This window comes from Companilactobacillus sp. HBUAS59699, from assembly GCF_036913575.1.
In the GTDB taxonomy this organism is placed as follows: domain Bacteria; phylum Bacillota; class Bacilli; order Lactobacillales; family Lactobacillaceae; genus Companilactobacillus.
On the sequence record NZ_JAYKTV010000002.1, the window covers coordinates 42,247 to 66,678 of the forward strand.

Here is a 24,432-nt window from a genome sequence, read left to right on the forward strand (position 1 = left end):
CCCCTCATATAAATAAATCGATAACTCTAATATAAACTCTCTAGTTACTCGAGTGTCAATACTATTTATCTAACAGGAACTCTGATTTCAGTGACGTATTTATCATAATCATTGGTGATACCATAGTCTATCAGTGCTGTTTCGATGGCATCCCCAATAATTGTCAACAGATGTTCTTCACTGAATCGTAACAGTCGTCGATAAGATTCAGTAGCATTCTCATGCGTTCCATGAAACCTTATCCTTAAATAAGAACCTTGTGGCAATACCGATGTTGCTTCCCCCATATCACCAGCTTCTAAAATCAAAAGTATGCCATTATACTGATCAAACTTATTCGACAATATATTCTCCCTGCTCATCGACAAGGATATTTTTCCTAGAAAAATTGATTTATCCAAACCAAATTGCTGGCGCATGGTGGTTAATGGTAATTCAATATCTTCACCTGTTTGATAAGTTTGTTGCAAGTGAATAACTGGTATCTCAGGTAAATTTACTAATTCCACCTTATTCAAAATGGCCTTCTTAGCACTCTTAACTTGCTTCAATCTAGTATCGATTCGCTTATTAACTGTCTGTAAGGTCTTGATCTGTTGATCGACTTTTGCTTGTTGTTCTTTGAGTAATTTTTCCAAAATAGAAATGTCTTTGGCATCAAAAAAATCCTTGATCGATTCAATTGATAGATCCAAAGCTCGGAAATACTTAATAACGTCTAGACGTTCAAATTGCTCGGTCGAATAATAACGGTAATGTGTTTCGGAATCAACTTTTGCCGGTTTCAATAAACCAACTTCATCATAATATCTTAAAGTTGCTATTTTTATATTGAATAACTTCGACAGTTGCCCAATGGTAAATAGTTGATTCATCTTATCGACCTCACTTTTAAATTCAAAATCTTTCTTAGCAAGAGAATAGCGCTGAAATCAAATGATTTCAACGCTATTTTTTATCCTGTGACAACTTCAGCAGATTCTCTCTTCTTAAGCTGCATGTATACTAAATTAAATACTAATCCCATTAAGGCAACAACGATTGCAACGTAAAATGCCTTGGAGAAATCTCCACCATTAGCGGCGGCCATGTTGGCAGCAACCTTAGGTCCGAAGAATGCGGCACCGGAATAACCACAGAAGATAATTCCGTAGTTAACACCTTGGTTAACTGGTCCGTAATTCTCCATTACAAGTGGTGGGAATACTCCCATGACACCACCGAAGCAGAGACCTAAGACGATAATACCAATTGCAAATCCTGCTTGTGATGAAACGGTAACTAGAACGACAAAGGCCAAAATAATAACACCTAAGATAATATTCAAAGCATTATTACGACCTAACTTATCTGAAACAGTGCCCCAGACTACACGTCCAGCACAATTACTCAAAGAATACAAACTAACATAAAGTGCAGCTGTTCCAGCAGATAGCTTGAACATTTGTTGTCCAATAACTGCTGCATTAGATGCGATCATCAAACCTGAAAAAGCTCCAGTGAAGAGCATCAAGAAAATCAAATAGAAATATGGTGTCTTAAACATGGCAATCCAATTTTTATTAGGAAGACCTTTACCATTTCTTTCAGGAGGATTCCAGCCGGCTGGCTTGAAACCAGCTGGTGCTTCTTTGATAAAGAAACTAGCAATAGCAACAACGACCATATAGGCGATTCCTAACATACGAAATGCGTACAGTGCGTCGTGACTTTGAATGAAACTGTTAGCGATAGGTGCAGCAATGATTGCAGCGCCACCCATACCAGCAGTGATAATACCTGAAGCAAGTCCCTTTTTGTCGGGGAATAGTTTGATCGTATTACTCAAACATCCTGAATAAGCCAAGCCTTGACCAAGGCCTCCAATCAAACCATATGTAAGGTACAACATACTTGGACTTGTAACTAAGCCTGTCAAGAAGAATCCTAAACCAAACATCAATCCACCTACAACGATAGTCCATTTAGCTAGATGTTTATCTGTCAAAAATCCTCCCAAGATCATGGGAATAGGACTAATTGCGGAATTGATCGTAAAAGCTAACATGATTTCTGCCATGCCCCACCCTTTACTGGCACTCAATGGTCCAGCAAAAACACTAAAAGCATAGACAGCTCCGGTACAAAGTAAAATTGCAGTTGATGCGACTAACACTTGCCAACGATTAATTTTTTTAGTCATTGTAGTTCACCCCTATTCAATTTTCCTGACACTTTAACACGAATTTCTAGTCCAAAACCTTATCTTCAACGGCATTCTCACCAGCAATACGACCAAAGGTGAAAATATCTGCCAACGAATTACCACCAAGACGATTACCAGCGTGAAGTCCACCAGCAACTTCTCCAGCAGCGTACAAACCATCAATAACTGCACCATCTGTATTCAATACATGTGTACCAGTATCGATTTTCAAGCCACCCATTGTATGGTGAACAGCTGGTTTTCTCGGTGTAGCATAGAATGGTGCTTTGACTACTTTTAGATCAAAGACGTCTTTGCCAAATTCTGGATCACTTCCAGCATCAACGTATGAATTGTATTTGGCGATAGTATCTACGAACACTTCTGGATCCATCTTCAATTGTTTAGCTAGACCCTCGAGCGTATCATCACGGAACAAAGTACCAGCCTTAACTTGGGCATCTAATTTTTCTTGAGATGTATTGTAGGCTGTCTTCTTGATCTCATCATCAGCAATCAAGTAGAACAAACTACCATTGTCGATTGCTGCTTGTGTCAATTGATCACGGCTACCGTATTCGTTGACGAATCGCTTACCTTGTTGATTGACCATAATAAAGTTAGCAGGTGGAACTTGTAATCCTGTGAATAACTCACCTGTATCTGGGTCTGAAACTGGCATCATCTGTGAGAAGCCCATTCCTACTAAATCTGCACCGGCACTCAATCCTAATTTGATACCGTCACCTGTGATAGCTGGTGAATTAGAAGTCTTGATATCGTCATCGATTTCAGTCCAATAAGTATTGTATTTTTTCAGCATCTTCGTATTGGCACCGAAGCCACCAGAAGCAAGTACAACCGATTCAGCGTGAATAGTGATCTTTTGACCATTGGCTCCTCGAGCAATCACACCTTTAACCTTGCCATCTTCCATGATCAATTCTTTGACCGGTGTTTCAGTCATCAACTTGCCGCCATTGTCTTCAACATACTTCTTCAAGACTTGAATATAAGCAAATCCTTCTGGTCCCATTGGTTTGTGACCACGACGCCAAAGGGCACCAACTGGCATTGTGACTTCGTTCTTATCGAATTCAACCCCGATCTTTTCTAACCATTTAACTGATTCCAAAGCATGATCAGTAAGGATCTTTACCAAATCATATTGTCCATGGATCTCATTTCCTTGTAGATCGGTTCGTTTACCACCTAGGTAAGTTTGAATACGGAACAATAATTTAGAATCAAACAAATAATTGCCATCGTTATCAAGGTATTCACCGATTTGTTTTTGTAATTCTTTGAAGTCATCACGGTATTCTGGATCGATATCGTCTAACTTCATATCTTTGATTTCCTTTAGACGATGAGCTTCTCCAGGAATAGCGTCAAATTTGTTTTGCCATTCGGGATCAGCCGCATTCATTGGACCACCGGCACGAACTGTATTTCCACCTGGTGATGGGAATTTTTCGGCAACGATAACTTTTTTACCTTCACCTAGGACCTTAGCAGCGGCTGTTAATCCAGCACCACCAGCACCGACAACGACAACATCAGTTGTATATTCTTCGTCATTTTGAACAACATTTGATGCCTTAGGACGCTTCTTCAAGATCTCTGGATTACCACCGGCCATTTTAACGGCCCTAGCCACACCATCGATAACACCATGGCTTGTGATTGAAGCTCCAGAGACAACGTCAACGTTCAAGGTTTGACCATTAACGATTTCTTCAGGGATCTTAGTGAAGACAACGTCAGCGATACCTTGTGTTTCAGTCGATGTATCAATATCAATATCTTCGATGCGATCTTCTGATAAGGTAACTGACATTGGTAGATCACCATTGTGTCCTTTGGCTGTAACTTCAAAAGTCCCTGGCTTGAAGTTCAAATCTTCTGGAACATTTAACAAGTTAGCAATCTCCGTAAAGCGTTGGAACTTTGTAAAACAGCTGTCTAAGAAATCAACTGTTCCTTCTGACTTCAAATTTCCATCTTCATCAAAGGCCTTAGGTGCTTGCCCTAACAAGAACTCAGACCCCGGCATGACCGTTGCATTAACACCTGGCGCATCAAGAATCTGTCTCAAGTGAAGTTGTGCGCGCGATGAGCCTTGAGGATGCAGTGAAGCTCCAACGATCATTACAGGCTTACCGTCAAAGGGATGTAAGTTGAATGATAACCATTCAAGAATACTATTCAATGCTGATGGTACTGAGTGATTGTGTTCAGGTGTAGCAATGATAACTCCATCAGCATCACTGATCTTAGTGTTGAACATTTGAATAACGTCACTCTCTGATTGATCATCTGATTCGTCAAACATTGGTACATCAGTTAATTCCAGAATTTCAATTTCGGCTTTATCACTAAAATGTTTCTTCATAAATTGTAGCAACATACGATTGTATGACTTCTTTGCATTGGTTCCAACAATTCCGATAAATTTCATTAGTCATTACCCCCTTCAGTGGCCTTTTCCCAAGTAAACTTCTTATTTTGATTTGCTTGGAAGCGATGATCCTTTACTAATTGATTGGTAATATCAACAAACAATAAGAATTGATCAAAGCATTCTTCTAATTCCGTAACTTTGTCTTCATAAACTAAGTTGCCATTGTCATCAAATGCTTGTAATGAATGACCCAATAAAAATTCTTCACTAGGCATTACACGAGCCTTTAACTCTGGTGCATCCAAAATCTGGCGCAGATGTGCTTGAGCACGTGAAGAACCCAGTGCTCCATACGAGGCACCAACGATCATTACTGGCTTGTCAATAAATGGACGTGATGTGTATGACAACCATTCCAAAACACTCTTCAATGGTGCTGGAACCGTGTGATCATATTCTGGTGTTGCAATAATCACTCCGTCAGCAGCTTCGATTTTGTCTGATAAAGTTTTGATTTTCTCCGGAGCTACACGATCCTCTGGTTGATTGAAGGCTGGTAGACCTTTGATCTCACAGATTTCTATTTCTGCTCGTTGTGAGAATTGTTTTTGCATGAATTGTAATAATTGACGATTAGTTGATTTGACAGCATTAGTACCAACTATTCCGATAAATTTCATATTAATACCCCTTTCAATATTTGTTCTAAATTTCACAAATGATTTCAAAAAAAAGTTGAATTCTCGAATGAACCTCTAGAAAACTCCTTAATTTAAAGTTTAGATTACAAAGCTCTTCTTGTGAAATATTTATTTAATTATTAACCTATAACAAATTTGTTATAATTGGGGTAATTAAGACTGGAGTGTTGATAATGGCATTGATCGATTCACCTAACATGCTTCAATATCTAGATACCTTACTTAAATATGGCAACTATACCAAAGCTGCAAAAAGCCTCTATATCTCGCAACCTTACTTGACTCAGACAATAAAAAAAGTCGAGAAGGAACTCGACATTGAGATCATCAACCGTCACGATACTCCTCTGCAATTGACTGAGGCCGGTCGAATTTATTATCAATATTTGAACTCGATGGAAGTGGAACAAGATAACTTTCGGAAACGTATCTCACAATATGCTTCGACCGAACACACGATTATTAGAATAGGCGTGCTGTCTAGCCTAGGAACGTATTTATTACCATTATTCTTACCAACGTATCTTAAGTCCCATCCCAATGTGAAGATTGAATTACACGAAGCAATCCCCGATGTGAATGAAAAGAAGACTCTCAATGGTGATCTGGACTTCTTTATCGGTCAAAATCCAGAGACTATTTCTCCCAGACTAATCGTTCACGATCAAGGAAAGCATGGTTATTACGCCATTATCCCGGAATCGTCTAAGCTTTACCAACCGAAAGAAACCATCTTAAAACCAGATAGTATCTCTATCAAAGAACTGCTCAAAGAAAATTTGATATTAACAACTCACGGTTCAGCCATTAGGCGCCAGGTCGATTATTTAATTCACAAATTCAAGATCCAACCAAACGTCGTAATGGAGAGTAATAACATTTTTACTATCGTAGCATTAGCTATTAATAATCTCGGTGTCACATTTTTGCCAGAGAGTGTCCCTATTCCTAAGACTGATTCACCGATCAATATTTATAAGTTGCCACTGGATTTAATTTCTTTGAATTATTTCATTGCCCACCCAGCTGACAAAACTCTAAGTGCGGCTGAAACTGAACTGATAGATTCCTTTTTACACTACTTAAAATTTGATATTGAAGTAAAAGACGCTAGTCCGATGATAAGTTAATTATCATTGAACTAGCGTTATTTTTTGTCTTTAAGTCATTTCACTTTACAAGAGTCAAAAAAATAACCATTCCTACGTTGGTGTAGAAATGGTTATTTTGGTTTTGTTTTTAAGTTATTGTCTAAGTAACTTTTATAGTAGTTTGTTTAAGTTTTTGGAGCTTTGATACTTTGGAGCTGAATCGCGTTTGCGATGGACAACTCTCTACATCATGCCGCCCATACCACCGGCAGCTGGGTTAGCACCTGCGGCTGGTTGTGCGTCTTTTGGTTCTGGCTTGTCAGCAACAACTGCTTCTGTTGTCAAGATCAATGCGGCAACACTGGCAGCGTTTTGTAGAGCTGAACGTGAAACCTTAGTTGGGTCGATGATTCCGGCGTCAACCATGTTTTCCCACTTGTCAGTTGCTGCGTTGTAACCAACTTCTGGCTTTTGATCCTTCATGTGTTCAACGATAACTGATCCTTCAAGACCGGCATTTTCAGCAATTTGACGTACTGGTTCTTCAAGAGCTCTAACAACGATATTGATACCTGTTTGAACGTCGCCTTCACCCTTAACAGCCTTAACTGTATCGATGATGTTCAAGAATGCTGTACCACCACCAGCTACATAGCCTTCTTCAACGGCAGCACGTGTAGCATTAAGAGCATCTTCAATTCTGTACTTACGTTCCTTAAGTTCTGTTTCAGTAGCAGCACCGACTTTAACAACGGCAACACCACCTGATAACTTAGCCAAGCGTTCTTGTAACTTGTCACGGTCGAAGTCTGATGTTGTGTCAGCAATTTGTTTCTTGATTGTGTCAACACGTTCATCAATAGCTTCTTTTTGACCAGCACCTTCAACGATTGTTGTGCTGTCCTTTGTAACTGTAACCTTACCAGCTTGACCTAATTGATCCATAGTTGTGTCTTTTAGTTCTAGTCCAAGATCTGAAGTAATTACTGTACCACCAGTTAATGTAGCGATATCTTGTAATTGTTCCTTACGACGATCACCAAAGCCTGGAGCCTTAACAGCAACAACATTGAATGTTCCACGGATCTTGTTCAAAACAAGTGTTGGTAATGCTTCACCATCAATATCGTCAGCAACGATCAATAGTGACTTACCTTGTTGAACGATTTGTTGTAGTAATGGCAAAATATCTTGGATATTTGAGATCTTCTTATCTGTGATCAACAAGTATGGATTGTCTAAGTCAGCTTCCATCTTGTCATTATCTGTAACCATGTATTGTGAAATATATCCACGATCAAATTGCATACCTTCAACAACATCAAGTGTTGTATCGATACCCTTTGATTCCTCAATTGTGATAACACCATCGTTACCAACTTTTTCCATAGCGTCAGCGATCAACTTACCAGTTTCTTCACTAGCTGATGAAACTGAAGCAACTTGAGCAATATCTGACTTGCCAGCTACCTTGTGTGAAATCTTGTGTAGTTGGTCAACGGCTGCTTCTGTAGCCTTTTCGATACCTGTTCTGATACCAACAGGGTTAGCACCAGCAGTAACGTTCTTCATACCTTCTTTGATGATAGCTTGAGCCAAGACTGTGGCTGTAGTAGTACCATCACCGGCAATATCATTTGTCTTTGAAGCAACTTCAGAAACAAGCTTTGCACCCATGTTTTCGAAGTGGTCTTCTAATTCAATACTCTTAGCAATAGTTACACCATCATTTGTGATCTCTGGTGAACCATAGTTCTTTTCAAGAACAACATTTCTACCCTTTGGTCCGATAGTTGTTTTAACTGTGTCAGCTAATTTGTTAACACCGTCTAACATTTTTGAACGTGCATCTTCTGAAAACTTAATTTCTTTTGCCATACTTTCACACTCCAATAATTTTTTTGTAATTTAACTTCTCATTTTAAATTATTATTTTTCAACGATTGCCATGATATCTTTTTCGTGTAAGATTAAATAATCGGTATCATCAAACTTAACATTTGAGCCAGCATACTTATCAAAAAGTACCTTGTCGCCAACCTTAATGTGCATTGGTAATGTCTTTCCATCTTCTGTTATTGAGCCTTCACCAACAGCTACAACTTCAGCTGTTTGTGGCTTTTCTTTAGCGTTGTTAGCAAGAACAATGCCGCCTACTGTCTTCTCTTCTTCTTTATCGACTGTTACAATAACTCTGTCTCCAAGTGGTTTTAACAATTTGAATGCCTCCGATGATTAATATTTATTTTAATTTAGCACTCCAAGTTCTGTTGTGCTAATCACATGTTTTATATTAACATTTTATTGTGAACATGCAAGTATTTACCTTTAGAAAAAATAGGAGAAATTATGAAATATTCAACAAATCAATTTTTAACTCTGGCTACATATGTCGTTTTACTCTTCATCGGCTCACTGCTGTCAATGGTTCAGGTGACTGGGTCAGCGTATTTTATCATCATTACTTTGGCCGCAATTTTAGCGACTGGGATCATGATTTTTTTAACACAAAAAAGTACTCCAAACGAATTAGAAGAAAAAACTGATCTAAATCACAAATTACAATGGATCATCGTTGGTGCTGTCGGTGCTTTGATTTTGCAACTAGGATTAGGATTCATCGATCAGCAGATCTTTCACACTAGTACGACCTCAGCTAATACTTTACAGCTATTAACTTTGGTACACGCTTATCCATATTACTTCGCATACGTTTTGATCTGTGCTCCCATCATGGAGGAAATAATTTTTAGACGCGTCTTCTTTGCCAATTTGATCAAGCCCACTAATATCTACTGGGCAGCCGCAATCTCAGCTATTTTCTTTGCTTTGATGCATCAAGATACTAGATTCATTGTTTATGTGGCCATGGGACTATGGTTCTCATTTATTTATTACAAGTCAAAAAATATTTATGTCAGTGCTGGTAGTCACTTGGTTATGAATACATTAGTCGTCATGATCAGTATGAGATAAAAAAAGTTGAGATTTCCGCTTTGGAAGTCTCAACTTTTTTAATTACATACCACGTTTGTACGCGGCAACGTATTTTTTCCGTTTATCATCATCGAACTCATCTTCACTCTTAGCAATAATGATTGTTGCAAGTGAATTACCAACAACGTTAACAGCAGTACGGCCCATATCGACTAAACGGTCGATACCAGCGATAAATGTTAATCCTTGCATTGGTACACCGATGGTTGAAACAGTGGCTAACAAGACCACGAATGAAGCACCAGGGACACCAGCCATTCCTTTTGATGTCAACATTAGAACAACGATCAATGTGATCTGTTGTCCGATCGACAAGTTAATGTGATAAGCCTGTGCCAAGAATAGTGCGGCAAGTGATTGATAAATCGCTGAACCATCAAGGTTAAAAGTATAACCAGTTGGAATAACGAAGGAAACGATACCTTTACTTGCTCCGTATTTTTGCATTTTATCCATCATCTTTGGCAATGCAGCTTCTGAACTAGCTGTTGTAAAAGCTAAAACAAATTCGTTTTCAATGATTCTAAATAATTCAAAGAAATCAACATGGAACATTCTGCCGACAAAGTACATGATAACGAAGACGAAGAATGCCATAGTTGCATAGGCAATTATGATGAACAGTGCTAATGGCTTCAAAGAATCAAAGCCCATTTCAGCAACTGTAACACCGATCAAAGCACAGACACCAATTGGAGCTGTACGCATAACCCAGTTAGTTACCTTGAACATTACATTGGCAACAGCGTTCAATAAGTCAGTAATGATCTTACCTTCCTTACCGAGTGAGGCTGTTCCTAAACCAAATAATACTGAGAAGAAAATAACTGGAAGCATATCACCCTTACCCATGGCAGCGAAGATATTAGTAGGGATGATACCCATTAAGACTGACCAGATGCCAGAATGCTTAGCTGCCGAGGCTGAAGCCGTATATTGTGAAATACTTGAACCCTTCAGTTCATTGATATTGATATATGAACCGGGATGTGTAACGTTTGCGACAATAATACCAATAATAATAGCTAGAGTCGTCATTACTTCGAAGTAAACCAATGTCTTCAAACCAATTCGACCTAACTTCCTGATATCACCCATATTGGCAATACCAACTGTCAAACACGAAATAACGATTGGCAAAACGATCATTTGGATCAAGGAAATGAACATTGTACCAATGTTCTGCATGACCGTAATTGCACCCTTATTGTGATAAAAAATTTGTCCTAAAACTATACCTAGCACCAGACCGATAATAATTTGCCAGCCTAGACTAAGTCGAAAAAACTTTTGCTTTTGCAATTTAATGCCCCCTTAGAACGTCGGTTTTTATTATAGCAGATTTTTTACAAATTTAATCATATTAAAATAAAATTAATATTTTTTAGTGAAATTATCAAAATAAAATTTTAAGTCCATAAATTTATCAGTAAAAGGATTGTGACCTGCATTGTTTAAAACCGCAATTTGTACATTATTATTAGAACTCAATAATTTTAATTGATCACGATATCCCACGACCTGGTCATTCTTACCCAACAGAATCGTCATATTAGCCTTAGAATTCTCTAATATAAGCGGTATATCTTTTTCAAACTCAAAACTATAATGATGAGCAGTTTTGATTTCACTCCAAAAACTCCGATTGTTCTTTTTTAATCCCGGTATAGCCATGCGTTGATACAATTCCCAAGCAGTTTGATTGATTATCACACAGCTGGCCAAGAAGTCTTGATAATAGTCCTTATTCTTATCTAACTTGACCTCACCATTGAAGATATTATGATGCTCACTGACATCACGTTCATCCCTATCAGCGTTAATTACTGGGCTAGTCAAGAAGACATCGGTTATTTGATCTTTTAATTTTACTAATAATCCCAAACAAATATATCCGCCAAAAGAATGACCACAGATCATGATGGGATCATTACCAGATAATTGCTGAATAAATTCAATGACTATCTGCAAAACATCATCTGAGTTATGAATATTCTTAATGTCCTGCGAGTCTCCTAAACCTGGTAGATCCAAGTAAATTCGCTGGTAATTAGAGTCACTCATCAACGGCTCGTATATCTCTTCCATACTCGTTGAATCTAGGCTCATACCGTGAAAGAAGTAGATTGGCTTGCCGGTACCGTGGATCTTATAATTTAAAGTTGTTTCTGCTATTTTTATTTTCATAATAAGTATCCTACAACAAATTTTGACTTAAACAATAAAAGCGCCTCGTTATTTGTGTATTTCAAATAACGAGGTGCTTAATGTGTTAGTCTTCGCCAGACTCTGAAGCAATAATATCAAGATCACCATCGATAGCCCATGAATCAACCGTTGCCGGCATGATCAAATGATCACCCTTCTTCAAGTCATAGTCAGTTCCATCAACAGTAACTTTTCCATTACCACTGATAACTGAAATCAATGTGTACTTGCCAATATCATGTTTCAAGGTAACTGGTTCCTTGATCTCCCAGCGATAAACTGAGAAATATGGTGAGATTGGTGGCTTAACGAAAGTAGTAAACTTGTTCTTACCTTCAGTCTTACTTTGAATATCTAGTTTTGGATCTTTATTAGGTACTGTAATTGTATCTTCAGATTGTTTGATGTGTAATTCACGTTTCTTACCTGTGCTCTTTTCCACACGATCATAGTCGTACAGACGATAAGTTGTATCTGAACTTTGTTGTGTTTCAAGAACCATGATACCCTTGTTCAAGGCATGAACGGTACCACTTGGAACGTAGTAGAATTCGCCTGGTTTAACCGGAACTTTTCTTAACAAGTGGTCCCAGTCGCCTGATTCGATCATCTTGTCTAATTCTTCTCTAGTCTTAGCATGATGTCCATAGACCAAGTATGAATCTGGTTCGGCATCAATAATGTACCAGCATTCAGTCTTACCTAATTCATGTTCATGTTTCCAAGCATAATCATTATCCGGATGTACTTGAACTGACAAACTAGCATTGGCATCCAAGATCTTTGTTAGTAATGGAAATACTCTACCCTTAGGATTGCCGAATAATTCTTTGTGATCACTCCATAGTTCTTCAACAGATTGACCAGCGAATTCACCATTCTTCACTTCTGAACGACCGTGGGGATGTCCAGAGATAGCCCAACATTCACCGATATCACCATCAGGAATATCATAGCCGAATTTTGTTTCTAGTCTGCGTCCACCCCAGATTTTCTTATGAAAAACAGGTTTCAAAAATAATGGTTCACTCATGCAAATAACCCTCCAATATTTTTATAACTAAATTATTGATCCTCATTCTTTTCTTCTTCCAGCGACTTATCGCGGTCTAAGAAGAAAATCAATGTCTGCAACTCATTGGCCAAGTCAACGTAATGTACACGGATCGAGCTTGGTACATTAATGATCACAGGTGTAAAGTTAAGGATTCCCTTAACCCCAGCATCAGCCAATAAGTCTGCAGTTGTTTGAGCAGCGTTCGATGATACAGTCAAAATACATACGTCGATCTGTTGTAAGTTGAGTTGTTCTTTCAATTCATTCACATGATATACAGGAACTCCACTCTTAACTGTTCCGACGATCGACTCATCGATATCAAAAGCTGCAGCAATTCTCACATTATTGGTACGAGAAAAGTTATAATTTAATAAGGCATTACCCAAATTACCAACACCAACTAAGGCAACGTTGGTTCTCTTATCTTGATTCAAGAGTTTTTTGAAGAAGGCAACTAGCTCATTAACATCATAGCCATATCCTCTCTTACCGAGTGCACCCAGATATGAAAAGTCACGTCTGATCGTAGCACTGTCGATTTTTACACCTTCAGATAATTCACCTGAAGAAATTTTCTTGGTACCTTCATCCTTTAAGAATTGAAAGTATCGGTAATAAATTGGTAAACGTTTTATAGTTGCGTTTGGTACTGTTGTTTTTGTCATATTATCCCACCGTTATGTGCGTAGTTTCACTAACTATTATAGTAATTAAAAACGGATGAAAACGCAACAGGTTACGGCTAGAAAAGGCAGAAAATTCTAATTAATGATAAAATTGTGAATATACAAAGGAGTTTATTAACTTGATTTTATTACAAGCCCAAAGCATAACTAAAAATTTTGGAACAAAAAAACTTTTTTCAAATGTGAGTTTTGAAGTTCAAGATAACAGCAGAATCGGACTCGTTGGTCGAAACGGAGTAGGTAAATCTACTCTGCTAAAAATAATTTCTGATCAAGAGAGTTACAATAGTGGCAATATTGCACTCAAAAAAGACACAAATATTGGCTACTTAGCCCAGGATTCTGGACTAGATAGCGACAATAAAATTTTCGATGAGATGGAAAAAGTCTTCGAATATCTCAAGAAACAAGAGAAGCAAATGCACGACCTCGAAGCTAAACTGGCTGACAACACCGTCAGTGACTATGACCAAATCTTAAAACAATATGATCAACTGCAGAATACCTTCCGTCAAGAAAACGGCTATGGTTATCAATCAGAGATCAGAAGTGTTCTTAAAGGATTTGGCTTCGATGAGGACGTTTGGCAAGAGAAGATCTCGACCCTATCTGGTGGTGAGAGATCTCGTTTGGCTATGGCCAAGATGTTACTCGAACATCATGACATCTTGCTACTAGATGAGCCTACTAACCACTTGGATATCGATACAGTTGAATGGTTGGAAGGTTATTTGAAGAATTATCGTGGAGCACTAGTCATTATCTCCCATGATCAGTACTTCTTAGACAAAGTCGTAACTGAAATCGTTGAGATCAATCATCATTCTTCAACTCATTATTCTGGTAACTATACTTTTTATTTGAAAGAAAAGAAACGTAACCAAGATGTTGAATGGAAGCATTACGAAGAACAACAAGCTGAGATCAAAAAGACCGAAGAATATATCCAAAAGAACATCGTTCGTGCTTCAACAACTAAGATGGCACAAAGTCGTCGTAAAAAGCTCGAAAAAATGGACGTCATGGATCGACCTGATTCTGACCAAGGTTCTGTTCACTTTTCATTCCAAATCGATAAGGAGAGTGGAAATGACGTTCTCCTGATCAAAGATGCAGCCATCGGTTATGAGAAAGATCAGGTCATGTCTAAGCCTATCAATCTCGACGTCAAAAAAGGCGAACGCGTCGGCATTATTGGGCCTAATGGTATCGGTAAATCAACACTGCTTAAAACTATCTTGGGACAGATCCCGATTCTAGAAGGAACTTATCAATTTGGTGCCAACGTTCAAATCGGTTACTACGATCAGAACTTGAACAACTTAGATCCTCACAAAGATGTCTTACACGAAATCTGGGATCGTTACCCGCTACTTGATGAACAAGTTATTCGCAATACCTTAGGATCATTCTTGTTCAGCGGTGATGATGTCTTGAAGCCAGTTGCTGGATTATCCGGTGGTGAAAAAGCTCGTCTTACCTTGACTAAATTATCGATGGAACACGATAACTTCCTAGTAATGGACGAACCTACTAACCACTTGGATATTGACAGTAAGGAAGTACTGGAAGACGCATTGAACGCCTTTGCTGGAACAGTTCTATTCGTCTCACATGATCGTTACTTACTTAATACTTTGGCTGACAAAATCGTCGACATCGGCTCCAGCGGCAGTAAGATTTACCTTGGTGACTACGACTACTATCTCGAGAAAACCACCGAAGATAAAGAAGTATCTGAAGAAACCATTGAACACACTACTAGTGAGAAAAAAGTTCAATATCAACAATCCAAAGAACAACAAAAACAAGAACGTAAACTACGCCGTCAAGTTGAAGATTTGGAGAATCAGATCTCTGAAATCGACAAGCGTAATGAAGAAATTCAAACTGAAATGACCAAAGATGAAAACTTGTCTTCGTATACTAAACTAGCTGATTTTCAAAAGGAACTTGATGAAAACAAAGCTAAACAAAGTGACTTAGAGGATCAATGGACTGAATTGTCAATGGAACTTGAAGATATGGAATAGTTTATCTATTGCCTTGTTATAATTATTTTGATATTCTGAAGTTTCTAAATAAACTAATTAAATAAAACAAGTCGAGAATAATATGCAAAACAAACAACAAGAGAATTTTCTCATCCGTTTTTTTAAGGGTGTCATAATTGCCCTTGGATTTATTTTACCCGGCGTCTCCGGCGGCGTACTCGCTGCCATACTGGGAATATATGAACGACTGCTGCATTTTATGGCTCACATTCGTGAGAACTTCAAAGTCGACTTCATGTATTTCTTACCAGTTGGAATCGGTGGAGTTGTAGGTATTGGACTATTATCTAAACCACTGGAATTCTTATTAGAACACTATCAGGTGATCGTTCTATGGGGATTTGCTGGAGCTATTATCGGTACTTTACCTTCACTGATACGTGCTTCTACCTCACGAAGCCGCCGCGATATGATCGACGTCATGTGGTTCTTATTCATGTTAGTATTCGGAGGCTTATTCTTGTTCTTCATGAGTAAGATCTTTGGGACTATCCCTGCTAACTTTTTAGGATTTATTGTGGCTGGAATGTTGATTGCACTAGGAGTTCTAGTCCCGGGACTCAGTCCTTCTAATCTATTGTTGATATTAGGACTGTACTCGCCCATGCTGACAGGATTCAAGAACTTCGATATCGTTGGAGTCTTCTTACCTATCGCCATCGGTGGTGCCGTGGCAATGGTGCTGTTCTCTAAAGGGATGGAATACCTGATCGATCATCATCATTCACGGGTCTATCACTTTATACTAGGAATTGTGTTAGCTAGTACTATATTAATACTTGTCCCTAGTCCTTATTCTTCTGAGAGTATCTCGTATGCCGGTGTTACTAGTAGTACTATTTTGTTTAGTGCTGTAGCATTTGTATGTGGCGCTTTGTTGGGACTTTGGATGAGCCGCTTGGAAGATAAATATAAATAAAAATACCGTCTGGTCTTACTTTTTTGTAGGACTGGACGGTATTTTTTGATGTATTGATTTATTTTTGGAATACGGTAAAGAATAAATATCTAAAAAAAATTTTTATCATTGCTAAATCTTTAAGAGTACAGAAACAGTTGGACGACCATGCTGCGTAAATTGCAGGTTTTATCATTGCTAAATCTTTAAGAGTACAGAAACACGAGCCCGTAACGTTGCGAGCCGGCGAAAGTTTTATCATTGCTAAATCTTTAAGAGTACAGAAACTTATCAGAATTTTATTTGAAGCGTTTTGGAGTTTTATCATTGCTAAATCTTTAAGAGTACAGAAACAATTCATTAGTAACCTCAGCACTTAAACAAGTTTTATCATTGCTAAATCTTTAAGAGTACAGAAACTTATCAGAATTTTATTTGAAGCGTTTTGGAGTTTTATCATTGCTAAATCTTTAAGAGTACAGAAACAATTCATTAGTAACCTCAGCACTTAAACAAGTTTTATCATTGCTAAATCTTTAAGAGTACAGAAACGAATTTTTAACACTGTTTTGGCCATTCTTGGTTTTATCATTGCTAAATCTTTAAGAGTACAGAAACTCACGATATGGCTCTTCACTTTGCTTCCTTGTTTTATCATTGCTAAATCTTTAAGAGTACAGAAACTAATAGAGGTACTCAAAATAATCATAGACCGTTTTATCATTGCTAAATCTTTAAGAGTACAGAAACAGATTACTAGTTATAGATGACTTTAAAATGGTTTTATCATTGCTAAATCTTTAAGAGTACAGAAACTAAAATCCTTTCCATATAAGGCAATGTGATGTTTTATCATTGCTAAATCTTTAAGAGTACAGAAACTACGGAGATGAGAATTACCTTGTTACAACAGTTTTATCATTGCTAAATCTTTAAGAGTACAGAAACCATCACACTCCTCTTATTCCAAAATTCTTTTGTTTTATCATTGCTAAATCTTTAAGAGTACAGAAACAGGGGAAAAAGACATTATCCAGTCCAATGCGTTTTATCATTGCTAAATCTTTAAGAGTACAGAAACTACTCATTTCGCCGGTAGTTGCTCCTGAAAGTTTTATCATTGCTAAATCTTTAAGAGTACAGAAACCTCAAATTTAAAAAAATTACATACAATTCGCTATTTCTCTAAAAATTTGGTTTCTGCACTGGTTAGTAAATGATCATTTAAAGTGTACGACGTCTCGTAGTTTAAAATCTCATTTACTACCTTTAATAATACCAAATCTTTACCCGCAATATGCACCTTTTTATTATTTCCTACTAAAGAGGTAATTCTTTTAATCGAATCTACAAACTCTGAAGTTTCTATTTCTAATTCATTCGGATACCTCATCTTCACGGATCTCAACAATTCATCAACCGGTAATAACTGATGAAATTCATTGGCTGAGATGGTTATATTCTCAATGTCGGTCTCATCGATTGGAACATTATCTAGATTTTGATTAATAATAATGATCTTTAAATCATAATTTTCTACTAGTTTTTTTAAGTTACTAATAAACTCATATTCATCAGAACCAGAAATAATGTTACCAACGTTGTACAAAACTACCCAAGTTGGACTACCATTATTTTTCAGTCCAAATTCTACAAAATTTAAAAATTCATCAAGTAAACTCTCAGTATCCATAAATTCCAATGGATAAGTCAATGAATCTTCTTCGTAACTTAGTGTTAAAAAGTTCTTCAATATGTCCATATAATTAAAGTCGCTGAATTCAACCTGAACGTTATTAGAAAATTGCTTAAGATAATCTTGAACAGCAATTTCTAATTTCAAATTATCATCGTTCATGCTGTCCATTATCTTACTGATTTCAAAATCACTATCTAATTCATTTAAGTTGTTGTACAACAGGCTGCCTTTTTTATACAACATCTGATTATAAATACTCTCTCGATCATGAATAAAGTACACATCAGTATTTCTAGTCGATACTTTATCATCATTAAGTAATACTTCGATGTTGTTTTCACCGTAAATATTAGTAGTTAAGCTCGGTCTCTTATTAAAGTAATAATACAAACTACGGAATACTTTCCAAAGATTTTTCTGATTACTTCCTGTCAGATAAGCTATGTTATCAAAATCAATATCTAAAAATTTTTGGTTTTCTAATTCTACTTTTAATATCATATGAACACCAAGTCCTTATTACCAACAACAATCTCTTGTTTACTACGGCTACCGACCAAAACTGACATGTCAGTGAACTGTTTTTCACTTACTGGAATAAGTCTGACTTCACCGTGCTCAGGTAAAAATTTACTAATAGCATGTTCATATTTTTTACCAGCTGATCGATTTTGAATAGCACGGTAGTAAACAGAATACTGTAACATCGAAAATCCGTTTCTTAATAATTCTTTTCTAAAAATTCTATATTGACGCTTCTCAGCAGAAGTATCCATGGGTAAATCAAATAAACATAATAATCTCATATTTTGATATTTCAACTTTCTTCACCTATAAAATTCTTAAGTTCGATTTTTAAAATTGAATCTGGATCACTACTATCCATCGCCGAAATAAAGCTGGCAACAAAGTTTTGCATAGAATTATCAATTGTCATTTTTTGACCATTAACAATAATATTCTTGTGCATAAAACTTATAATATTCCGTCTCGATTCGTAACTAAGATATTCTTCATCATCGATAACATATTTGTTAATCCAATAATCCATTAACGGACGATACGGTTCCATAAGATCATCAGCTAAATTATAACTATTGAACTCATTATGATGGAATATACCAAGCATTGTAATAAGTCCACTACCAACTACTACCCTAGCCATACATGATCTGACAATAGCATAGCCAAAATTCATAGCATAATTAACTAAGCAATCATCATCTCTGGTAAACGACTTGCCATACAATGAATCAAAATATACTTTGGCAACGTGTCCTTCTCGATTAGTCTTATCTCCTGAAACCAAATTACTAACTAGGTCCTCCATCAGTTCAAGACGTTCCTGCTCCACACCTTTATACTTTGCGAAAGATACTTGGTTATCCATCTTTTGTTTGACAACCCGTTGCCAAACATCTTCTTTTTGTTCATCAGTCCAACTAGACTGATTGATAACACGTTTGGCTGTGTGGTGATGTTGTCCATATGGTAGGTACATCCCAACTGGCAAATACTTATCGTCACAAATGACTAATCCAATATTATTCTCACTTAATCTAGATAATAGCTTAGTAGTAATAGTCGTTCGATTACCTTCTAATACGATCATCGAAATATCTGAAAGTGGAATACGATAAGGATTATCTAACTTAAAAATCTCGATACTATCAAGTCTTAACCGCAAAACATCCCCTTCCTTAATGTGTACAATTCTCCATGCCATAAGCTTGATCCTCCAAATTTTTATATAAAAAAAACCACCTATATATCTATAGGTGGTAAATTCGGAATAAATCCTTATTTCTGTAGATCCTTAAAGATTTAGCAATGATAAAACAAAATGCATGCATTATAAGGCGTCCCTTACGGGTAATATAATATCATATACACTGTGTTTTAATCAAGAATATCTTTAGGTTCATTTCCTTCTTTTTCAATGTAGAATGGGTTTCCTAATATGTCGGTATTTACCTTCCATATCTTGCATCCTTTTGGGATCATTCTTTTCACAATTTGAGATTTTGCAGTTCCATAGATTGGCCACACATCATCAGGATCTGTTTTATATTTAAAAATTGGTTTTAATTCCGCATATCCTTTAGATTTATCCTTAGTACGAGACCAAAATAGCATTTCTACGCTTTCATTTGTACTAATATTTTTTACTTTAATTCTATTTTTTCGATAAAGTGTGAACATAAACTCAGAATCATCAGACACCTTTTCACGGTCTTTGATTTCTAAATATTTTTCTTTTTTTATACCGTATCCTTCAGAAGAATTAAATTTCAAATCTGAGTACTTTATACCCATTATCTCATATTCACCAGTATCATGATTTAAATAAACATCCGTTCTCCAAGGAGTCAAGTTCTGTAATATAACGTGCTTACCCTTGGCATTTTTCGGAGTAATATCGATATTTGATCCAATTTTTTTATCCAAATACTTCAATTGTTTAATAAACGGACCATTATCCTTCTTCGAATATTTTCTAACCATACCATGATCACGGCGATACAATTCAAATGGTGAAATATCAACTGGTTTGATCTTACCATTTCTTTGCATTGTCTCAATACTATCAGGATACTGCTGCATAATATCTTCCAACTTCTTAAAACTACGAGGGTCATATTTTGCCAATAGGAATTTACTACTATCCTTGTCATACAATTTTTTAAACTTAGCATATTCCGAAGCATCATAAATATTCTTGATCTTAGACAGAACATATTCAGAATCTTTCTTATCCTTAGCCAACTTACCCATTCTTGTCGAATATATTGTAGCATCACTAACTTTACGATTCATCTTCTTATCGACTTGATGAGAAAACTTAATTCTATCATCAGCGTTCATTAATTCATCAACGAAACCATTAGAGGGCTGTTCATAGACTTCTTTATCGAAGCTCTTATCGTCTAGTATTTCACCAGTTTCAATATCGACACTATTACCTTCAACTTTCACTGGAAACATGCTTGCACCTTTCTTCCAAATTCTCAAGAATGGTGTTGCAGCTATAATCGAAGCGTCAATAGCATGATGATGGAATGTTTCTCTAGTCTTATTGATATGCCAATGCTTACGCATATTAGAAGTGAACTTACCACGGATAACTGTTACTTTAGTGCCTGTTTCCTTCTCTTTAAAGAAATCTTGCAGGCTATTAAGAACTACTCTAGAAGAGTATCTTGTATCTACTAAGTTTCTGGCAATGAATCTCTTTCTAGTCTCGATATCATTGATGTCTTCAGCAAACAGATAATTGTTACGTTTAGCTGTCAATTTACTATTCTTCATCACCATAGCTTTCATCACGTCAAAGCCTTGACCATGACCTTCAGACATGAATCCTAAAGGAGTATTCTGTCCTTTGACTTGATTCATATCCGCATAACAAAGTGTCTTATTATTAATACTGTCATCCAATGAGATTGATTGTGGAATAATGTGATCGATTTCGAACTTATCAGGATTTCTCAACAAATCAGCTGCAGAAATGGCTTTTCCATTATATAGATCTATTCCATCTTGTTGGTACCAAAGTCTGATCTTAAAGAATAGTTTTGCACCATACACACGTAATGCATCGTCAACTTCTTTTTTACTGCCAATATCATTCGTAATAGCTACCAAAGCACTATCTTTTTCGGCCTTATTGCGTTTTTGGAAATCAGTAATTTGTTTCTTAGCCTCATCCTCATTGGCATCCCTAGGCATTTCCACAACCAAGTAATCAATATGTCCATAATCCTTCATAATCTTATTAACAATCTTCAATGCTTCTCGAACAGCCTTAGAAGCCACGGGATTAAAAATATCTTTAGCAATTTCTTTATATGGCAAATATTTATTGTTAACGAAACGTTTGCCATTATCTTTGATCAATCCCATTTCATTGATAAGCGTCATTTGTTCAACCGGACGTTTGATCATTTCAGGAATCAAAACATTCATCGTTTTTAATGAGAAGCGATGCCACTTGTTATTACTCTTAATATCAAAACTTGTTTTGTGATCAATGATGAATTGAATCAAATTATCATTTAAAAAATCATATTTAGATGCCAAACGATCATGCAGTTGTTCTCTGATTTCACCATTTTCAGTATTCAGAGTAATAATAAAACTCAATTCATCTAGAAATTCAATTGGCCATTGAGTAATATCTATACCTTCTGCTATGAAATCTTTTCTAACTTTGCGGTATACCTGCATTGAACTAATTTCAGGTTTATCTTTGTCAACTACCCGATATCCTTTGATATCATCATCTGTACACTTAGCAACTTTTTTAATTAAATTAATCATTCGAATAGATTTTTCAGTCGTAGTCAATTGATCAATTATTTCGTTCTTTTCGGCAGTAGTTAATTTTTGATCTTCGTGATTTAAAATTCTCAAGTTGTTAAGATCATTCAAAACATTAAACTTCTGGGCCGTGTAAGATGCCGCTGAAGCACGCAATTCATCCGGATAGATTTTATCGTGACCAATCAATTCTTCAAATAAGTTATCAAGTGTGCGCCCATTTTCTTTGTAGATACCATAATCGGTACGAGACTTTTCACTACCAGGTCCTTCGAAGTATTGTCTCTTTCTTGTTAAAATTTCAAGATACTGTTCAACAAAGTCATCGGTTAAAATATCCGGATAATATTCTTGTTGTGTCGCAATTATCTTCTTGGCTTCTTTAGCAAATTCCTTAGTTGGAAATACATTGAGTAAAACATCTGAGTTGTCTTCATCTGGGGCAGCTAAAACTTTACCACGAACCGCACCATATTTATTTAATCTAGCAAGTTGAATTTCTGCGGGTGTTTTTTCCTTTAATTCCAAAGTATTCAACTTAAGACTATTGGCATAATCCGTCCCTTCAGATTCATCATCAGCATCCTTTAAGTCATAACTAATACCACGACGTTTCACCAAATTATACAAAGCGGTAGCCAATTCTTCCTTAGTAAGTCGCTTAGATAGCCCCTTTACCCTCAATTCATACGGGTTGGCATTATTATCAAATTCATCAAAATATGAATGATCATCTGATGAACTAAGTAGTCCAGACTCTTTAAATAGCTTAAAAACATCTTCTCTACGTTGCTTCTTACGGTTGCTTAATCGGCGCGCCCCACGCATGCCTCTACGTGTTTCATTCTCGGCAGCGACACTGCTATTAAACAATCTAGCTCCTAGTTCGATAATTTTCCCAGCTTCTATGTCAATAACACTGTAACCAACTGAAGCTACACCAATATCTAGTCCTAAACTAATTTTTCTGCCCATTTTAATTATCCCCCTGGCAATAGAAGTATATAAGTTTAATATATCATAACTATACCGGTAAAAAATTGTATATAAAAAACAAAAATAGCTAATATACTGAGAAACAATCTCAATATATTAGCTATTTATTTTTTGCTTAAAAATCTAAACTAGGATCCGAATTCAAACTCAAATCGGCGAAATCACCCTTTTCAAATTGAATCTGAGCAATGGCACCGATCATAGCAGCATTGTCACCACAAAGTCTAAGTGGCGGGAAAACTAATTCCATGTCCAAATGACGTTTTTCGATTTCTTCTTTTAATCTTTTGCGAAGTCCTTGATTGGCAGCAACTCCACCAGCAACAACTAATTGATTAACCGGATGTTGCTTCAAGGCACGGAAGGTCTTATTACTCAAAATATCAAGTACTGCTCCTTGGAAACTGGCGGCAAGATCATCTTTGTTCAAATCTTCATGCACCTGATCAGCGTGGTGAACACGATTGATGAAGGCACTCTTAAGACCACTAAAACTGAAGTCCAAGTTATCTTCCTGAACCATAGCACGTGGGAAATCAAAGACATCTTTACCGACTGCAGCCATTTGGTCGACTTGTTTACCGGCAGGATAATTGATACCTAGTACTCGACCGATCTTGTCATAGGCTTCACCAACAGCATCATCACGCGTATCTCCGAGAGTCTTAAATTCTCCTGGAGCTGTGACCAATACTAGTTCAGTATGTCCACCTGACACTAATAAGGCCATGAATGGGTACTTCAAATCTGTTACGAAGTTAGCCGAATAAATATGACCTGCCAAATGATTTACTTTGATCAATGGTAAGTTATGGGCAAACGCCACTGTCTTAGCGGCCATGATTCCAATCAGTAATGAACCAACTAATCCTGGTCCATAAGTAACAGCTACTGCATCGATATCATCATAAGTTACTTCAGCTTCACTCATTGCTAAATCGATACAATGAGTGATCTCCTCAACGTGATGACGACTGGCTACTTCTGGAACGACTCCACCGAATCGTTGATGACTCTTGATTTGTGTTGCAATTATATTTGATAATATTTCCTTACCATTCTTAATAACAGCTACGCTGGTCTCATCACAACTGCTCTCGAACGATAATATCAATGTATCTTTTTTCAAAATT

Annotated in this window: 19 protein-coding genes and 1 CRISPR repeat array; of the genes, 4 read left to right on the forward strand and 15 right to left on the reverse strand. The window is 36.8% G+C overall.

The window, feature by feature from the left end; translation table 11 throughout:
* Positions 1-65: 65 nt before the first annotated feature.
* The 4 genes from U8519_RS03790 to U8519_RS03805 form a co-directional block, all read right to left on the reverse strand.
* Entirely contained in the window at positions 66-875 is an 810-nt protein-coding gene (locus tag U8519_RS03790; protein ID WP_334329006.1) for a MerR family transcriptional regulator, read from the reverse strand.
* An 80-nt stretch (positions 876-955) separates the two neighbouring features.
* Positions 956-2,182, reverse strand: coding sequence for an L-lactate MFS transporter (locus tag U8519_RS03795; RefSeq protein ID WP_334329007.1), 1,227 nt, complete (start codon positions 2,180-2,182; stop codon positions 956-958).
* A gap of 46 nt (positions 2,183-2,228) precedes the next feature.
* On the reverse strand, positions 2,229-4,646 hold the full coding sequence (locus tag U8519_RS03800) for a flavocytochrome c (RefSeq protein WP_334329008.1): 2,418 nt from the start codon (positions 4,644-4,646) through the stop codon (positions 2,229-2,231).
* Entirely contained in the window at positions 4,646-5,269 is a 624-nt protein-coding gene (locus tag U8519_RS03805; protein ID WP_334329009.1) for an NADPH-dependent FMN reductase, read from the reverse strand. The genes U8519_RS03800 and U8519_RS03805 overlap by 1 nt, the downstream gene beginning before the upstream one ends.
* A gap of 194 nt (positions 5,270-5,463) precedes the next feature.
* On the opposite strand from U8519_RS03805, the gene U8519_RS03810 reads away from it, so the two are divergent.
* Positions 5,464-6,420, forward strand: coding sequence for a LysR family transcriptional regulator (locus tag U8519_RS03810; protein ID WP_334329010.1), 957 nt, complete (start codon positions 5,464-5,466; stop codon positions 6,418-6,420).
* A 204-nt stretch (positions 6,421-6,624) separates the two neighbouring features.
* Here the strand turns inward: U8519_RS03810 and groL are convergent, their stop codons facing one another.
* A complete protein-coding gene (gene groL, locus U8519_RS03815; RefSeq protein WP_334329011.1) occupies positions 6,625-8,259 on the reverse strand; it encodes a chaperonin GroEL in 1,635 nt (544 codons plus the stop codon).
* Positions 8,260-8,310: 51 nt separating this feature from the next.
* Entirely contained in the window at positions 8,311-8,598 is a 288-nt protein-coding gene (gene groES, locus U8519_RS03820) for a co-chaperone GroES (RefSeq protein WP_025023713.1), read from the reverse strand.
* 132 nt (positions 8,599-8,730) lie between these two features.
* Here groES and U8519_RS03825 point away from each other — a divergent pair, with 132 nt between their 5' ends.
* A complete protein-coding gene (locus U8519_RS03825) occupies positions 8,731-9,357 on the forward strand; it encodes a CPBP family intramembrane glutamic endopeptidase (protein ID WP_334329012.1) in 627 nt (208 codons plus the stop codon).
* Positions 9,358-9,399: 42 nt separating this feature from the next.
* Here U8519_RS03825 and U8519_RS03830 read toward each other — a convergent pair whose 3' ends face one another.
* The 4 genes from U8519_RS03830 to U8519_RS03845 form a co-directional block, all read right to left on the reverse strand.
* A complete protein-coding gene (locus U8519_RS03830) occupies positions 9,400-10,680 on the reverse strand; it encodes a cation:dicarboxylate symporter family transporter (protein WP_334329013.1) in 1,281 nt (426 codons plus the stop codon).
* Positions 10,681-10,752: 72 nt separating this feature from the next.
* Positions 10,753-11,565 (reverse strand): alpha/beta fold hydrolase, encoded by an 813-nt coding sequence (locus tag U8519_RS03835; RefSeq protein ID WP_334329014.1) that lies wholly within the window; start codon positions 11,563-11,565, stop codon positions 10,753-10,755.
* 85 nt (positions 11,566-11,650) lie between these two features.
* Complete coding sequence (gene manA, locus U8519_RS03840; protein ID WP_334329015.1) at positions 11,651-12,619, reverse strand: mannose-6-phosphate isomerase, class I; 969 nt, start codon at positions 12,617-12,619, stop codon at positions 11,651-11,653.
* 32 nt (positions 12,620-12,651) lie between these two features.
* A complete protein-coding gene (locus tag U8519_RS03845) occupies positions 12,652-13,311 on the reverse strand; it encodes a redox-sensing transcriptional repressor Rex (protein WP_125565617.1) in 660 nt (219 codons plus the stop codon).
* Positions 13,312-13,451: 140 nt separating this feature from the next.
* On the opposite strand from U8519_RS03845, the gene U8519_RS03850 reads away from it, so the two are divergent.
* Both U8519_RS03850 and U8519_RS03855 read left to right on the forward strand, forming a co-directional pair.
* Positions 13,452-15,365: an ABC-F family ATP-binding cassette domain-containing protein gene (locus U8519_RS03850; RefSeq protein WP_334329016.1), complete on the forward strand. Its 1,914-nt coding sequence runs from the start codon at positions 13,452-13,454 to the stop codon at positions 15,363-15,365.
* Between the two features lie 82 nt (positions 15,366-15,447).
* The gene (locus tag U8519_RS03855; RefSeq protein WP_334329017.1) at positions 15,448-16,305 is read left to right on the forward strand and encodes a DUF368 domain-containing protein; all 858 of its coding nucleotides are present in this window, start codon (positions 15,448-15,450) and stop codon (positions 16,303-16,305) included.
* Positions 16,306-16,404: 99 nt separating this feature from the next.
* Positions 16,405-17,431: direct repeats of the CRISPR family, unit length 36 nt; unit sequence GTTTTATCATTGCTAAATCTTTAAGAGTACAGAAAC.
* Positions 17,432-17,461: 30 nt separating this feature from the next.
* On the opposite strand, the gene csn2-St is transcribed toward U8519_RS03855, so the two are convergent.
* From csn2-St to tsaD, 5 genes are all read right to left on the reverse strand, one after another.
* On the reverse strand, positions 17,462-18,484 hold the full coding sequence (csn2-St, locus tag U8519_RS03860; protein ID WP_334329018.1) for a CRISPR-associated protein Csn2-St: 1,023 nt from the start codon (positions 18,482-18,484) through the stop codon (positions 17,462-17,464).
* Complete coding sequence (gene cas2 / locus U8519_RS03865; RefSeq protein ID WP_334329502.1) at positions 18,481-18,789, reverse strand: CRISPR-associated endonuclease Cas2; 309 nt, start codon at positions 18,787-18,789, stop codon at positions 18,481-18,483. The genes csn2-St and cas2 overlap by 4 nt, the downstream gene beginning before the upstream one ends.
* A gap of 11 nt (positions 18,790-18,800) precedes the next feature.
* Positions 18,801-19,709, reverse strand: a complete 909-nt coding sequence (gene cas1, locus U8519_RS03870; RefSeq protein WP_334329019.1) for a type II CRISPR-associated endonuclease Cas1 — start codon at positions 19,707-19,709, stop codon at positions 18,801-18,803.
* Positions 19,710-19,882: 173 nt separating this feature from the next.
* Positions 19,883-23,278 carry a type II CRISPR RNA-guided endonuclease Cas9 gene (gene cas9, locus U8519_RS03875; protein WP_334329020.1) on the reverse strand — a complete coding sequence of 1,132 codons (3,396 nt, stop codon included), beginning with the start codon at positions 23,276-23,278 and terminating at the stop codon, positions 19,883-19,885.
* Positions 23,279-23,414: 136 nt separating this feature from the next.
* On the reverse strand, positions 23,415-24,428 hold the full coding sequence (gene tsaD / locus U8519_RS03880; RefSeq protein WP_334329021.1) for a tRNA (adenosine(37)-N6)-threonylcarbamoyltransferase complex transferase subunit TsaD: 1,014 nt from the start codon (positions 24,426-24,428) through the stop codon (positions 23,415-23,417).
* Positions 24,429-24,432 lie beyond the last annotated feature (4 nt).

Excerpts from the sequence above, each read along its gene's own strand:
- U8519_RS03790 (WP_334329006.1), bottom strand. The coding sequence starts at position 875 with ATGAATCAACTATTTACCATTGGGCAACTGTCGAAGTTATTCAATATA.
- U8519_RS03795 (WP_334329007.1), bottom strand. The coding sequence starts at position 2,182 with ATGACTAAAAAAATTAATCGTTGGCAAGTGTTAGTCGCATCAACTGCA.
- U8519_RS03800 (WP_334329008.1), bottom strand. The coding sequence starts at position 4,646 with ATGAAATTTATCGGAATTGTTGGAACCAATGCAAAGAAGTCATACAAT.
- U8519_RS03805 (WP_334329009.1), bottom strand. The coding sequence starts at position 5,269 with ATGAAATTTATCGGAATAGTTGGTACTAATGCTGTCAAATCAACTAAT.
- U8519_RS03810 (WP_334329010.1), top strand. The coding sequence starts at position 5,464 with ATGGCATTGATCGATTCACCTAACATGCTTCAATATCTAGATACCTTA.
- groL (WP_334329011.1), bottom strand. The coding sequence starts at position 8,259 with ATGGCAAAAGAAATTAAGTTTTCAGAAGATGCACGTTCAAAAATGTTA.
- U8519_RS03825 (WP_334329012.1), top strand. The coding sequence starts at position 8,731 with ATGAAATATTCAACAAATCAATTTTTAACTCTGGCTACATATGTCGTT.
- U8519_RS03835 (WP_334329014.1), bottom strand. The coding sequence starts at position 11,565 with ATGAAAATAAAAATAGCAGAAACAACTTTAAATTATAAGATCCACGGT.
- manA (WP_334329015.1), bottom strand. The coding sequence starts at position 12,619 with ATGAGTGAACCATTATTTTTGAAACCTGTTTTTCATAAGAAAATCTGG.
- U8519_RS03845 (WP_125565617.1), bottom strand. The coding sequence starts at position 13,311 with ATGACAAAAACAACAGTACCAAACGCAACTATAAAACGTTTACCAATT.
- U8519_RS03855 (WP_334329017.1), top strand. The coding sequence starts at position 15,448 with ATGCAAAACAAACAACAAGAGAATTTTCTCATCCGTTTTTTTAAGGGT.
- csn2-St (WP_334329018.1), bottom strand. The coding sequence starts at position 18,484 with ATGATATTAAAAGTAGAATTAGAAAACCAAAAATTTTTAGATATTGAT.
- cas2 (WP_334329502.1), bottom strand. The coding sequence starts at position 18,789 with ATGAGATTATTATGTTTATTTGATTTACCCATGGATACTTCTGCTGAG.
- cas1 (WP_334329019.1), bottom strand. The coding sequence starts at position 19,709 with ATGGCATGGAGAATTGTACACATTAAGGAAGGGGATGTTTTGCGGTTA.
- cas9 (WP_334329020.1), bottom strand. The coding sequence starts at position 23,278 with ATGGGCAGAAAAATTAGTTTAGGACTAGATATTGGTGTAGCTTCAGTT.